General features: G+C 66.3%; 3 protein-coding genes and 1 pseudogene. 2 read left to right on the forward strand and 2 right to left on the reverse strand.

Annotation, left to right across the window (positions count from 1 at the left end; all coding sequences use genetic code 11):
- Positions 1 to 185: pseudogene (locus QM841_RS42775) on the forward strand (phosphatidylserine/phosphatidylglycerophosphate/cardiolipin synthase family protein); the annotation flags it as partial.
- Between the two features lie 209 nt (positions 186 to 394).
- Here the strand turns inward: QM841_RS42775 and QM841_RS42780 are convergent.
- Both QM841_RS42780 and QM841_RS42785 read right to left on the reverse strand, forming a co-directional pair.
- Positions 395 to 649, reverse strand: a complete 255-nt coding sequence (locus QM841_RS42780; protein WP_095870747.1) for a hypothetical protein — start codon at positions 647 to 649, stop codon at positions 395 to 397.
- 133 nt (positions 650 to 782) lie between these two features.
- Positions 783 to 2,003, reverse strand: a complete 1,221-nt coding sequence (locus QM841_RS42785; RefSeq protein WP_283336780.1) for an alpha/beta hydrolase family protein — start codon at positions 2,001 to 2,003, stop codon at positions 783 to 785.
- Between the two features lie 175 nt (positions 2,004 to 2,178).
- Here QM841_RS42785 and QM841_RS42790 point away from each other — a divergent pair.
- On the forward strand, positions 2,179 to 2,446 hold a 268-nt coding region (locus QM841_RS42790; RefSeq protein ID WP_283336781.1), incomplete at its 3' end, for a hypothetical protein.

Genomic DNA, 2,446 nt, shown 5'->3' on the forward strand with positions numbered 1-2,446 from the left:
TCCCGCGGTCCGGTGGAGCGGTTCTGTACTTCCTGCGCCTGCGCACCGGCCTGTCCCCGCTCCCCCTCCCAGGCGCCGAGAAGGCGCTGACCGATCTCGGGCACCCCGGGTCACGGCTGCGGACCGACCACTACGTCCGCTCCCCTGGCCTTAGGTCCGCGTTGTTGGGGTTGTGGGACCTGTGATCCTCAGCGAGCCTCTGGCAGTGTGAGAGTCAGCTGCCTTGGTGGATCCACCCCAGAGCTCGCGTTGGTTTGCCGCGACCACTGGCAGGCGGGGCTGCCCTACCGTCGGAACCGCGCCGTCGGAGGTCTCGCAGAGCAGCACGCGGCTCAACAAACTCATTCGACATGTCAGCTCCAGACACTTCCCGCTCATCGGTGCGGACTACCGATCACCGCTCCTCGCTCGCCCCTCGCTGGGCGGCGGACCTGGTGACAACACCGAGAACAATGTTGCACAGCAGCACCAGACCCACTGCAACGCCGACCGTCGCAGCCCACGGCACGCTGAGCGGAGTTGTCAGCGTTGCGGACCCAGCTGCGACGATCGCGAGCGCCCCGTATCCGATCGCGACGCGGGTCGCCGGGCGGTGCCCCATCGGGCTGCGGTGCACCACCGCGGCCGTGAGGACAGGGACGACAGCCACCAGGACGTCATCCCGAACAGATATCTGTCGGCATGCGGGACCCCGGTGATATCGGCGTAGGTCATCTCATTCCATTCTCGTGCTGTCGGCGTGGCCCCCGCAACCAGACCCCACCTCCGCGTGGCGGGTGCGCTCAGTGCAGTACGCGGGCGGCGAAGTCCAGCGATTCGGGCATCGAGGCGGTGAGGGTGTGGGCATGGTCCGTTCCGGAAAGCTGCTGGAACTCGACGTCGACACCGCCGGAGCGCATTTCGGTGAGTTGTGCCCAGGTCAGCGGGATCGGGACCTTGGTGTCGGCGAGGCTGTGCACGACCCGGATAGGTCGGTCGAACCCGTCAGTGGGGACATGCTGCATCTGGTCGAGCACACCGCGTAGATCCGGGGAGTCGAGTGGGGTGGTGAACAGCTCCGCAACGGTAACCGGGTGAGCGCTCAGATATTCGTTCAGGTCGTTGCTACAGGTTGCCTTCGCCTTTTCCATCAACCCGATTCCGGTAGGGGTCAGATATTGACGGATTCCGTGTTCCGGGCGGCCGTCGTCGAGTCCGGCGAGGGTGTAGAGCACGTAGTGGGCGATCCCGGCGACCGGCACGGAAGGGAAGTTCGGTCCGGCCAGCGGGAAGAGCTGGTCGAGGTGGGTGGGGGCGGCGACGGCGATTGCGCCGCGGAAGTCGAGTTCGGGTGTGCGGGTGGTGGCCTGGTGGGCGGCGAAGTAGCTGGCGTGACCGCCTTGGGACAGGCCGGTGACGATCCATCGGTCGCTGAGTTGGTCGCCGTAGAGCTGGTGGGCGGCGCGGACGATGTCAACGGCGTTGGCGCCGGCTGCGGGTCCATCGGTGTACGCGTTGACTCCGTCGGTGCCGATCCCGGCGTAGTCGGTGGCCGCGACCGCATATCCGGCGGCGAGCCAGTGCTGCATGAATTCCCGTTCGACGTCACTGGATCCGGTGACCGACGGTGCACACTCGTCGTCGATTCCGACGTTGCCATGCGCGTAGGACACGACGGGCCATCCACCGGCAGGTGGTGCGCCCTGTGGCAGGAACACCGATCCGGTGGACTCACCGGCTTCGGTCGCGGTACGCAAGGTGGAATAGCGGATGACAGCGCTGGTATCCGCGGCACCGACTGGGAGAACCGCAGCGGTGACAGGCTGCTCGGCGAGCAACGCGCCCGCCGGGTGCATGTCGTCAGGCAGGGCGGCGGCGGGTGCGGCAGTGAGAACTATCCCGCCTATGCACACGGCGACGGCCAGTACGGACTGTCGCCTCAACGTGTGCCTCTTGGCGAGCCAGCGAACATTGACATCGACGATCCCCTCCGATGAACTCCGTGCCCATTCCCCGACGAACACGAAGCGGATCGTACCGATCGATCACATGTCCACACCCACCAGTCCGGCACACGATGAGGCGACGAGTGCTGGATTGTCTCCACTCCTCATGCCATCGAGTCTCGACGCAGCACCGTGAGAGAGCTGCTCGAGGGTATGTGGTCTCTCGTGACTCGCCCCGGTCGAGAATGTCGAGTTGGACGCGGTTGCGGTGGCTGATTTCCCACCGGCCGGCTTCGAGGTCGTCGAGGAGATCGCGGCACCGCTCATCGGTGCTCACGTCCACGCTTTGCCCGATCACGTTGACCGGGCCGCGGATTCCGTTCCGCCAGTCGATGACCGTGTAGACGAACTCCCCTGTGGTGGCGAAGTCGCGTTGGCGGGTGCAGACGACGAAGTGCTCCGAGATTGCGCGGACGGTGTAGGGGCGGCGGGGTTCGATGCCGAAGCGGATCCGGGCGCCG

Origin of the sequence: Rhodococcus sp. IEGM 1307 (genome assembly GCF_030056915.1) — a bacterium.
Lineage (GTDB): Bacteria > Actinomycetota > Actinomycetes > Mycobacteriales > Mycobacteriaceae > Rhodococcus_F > Rhodococcus_F opacus_D.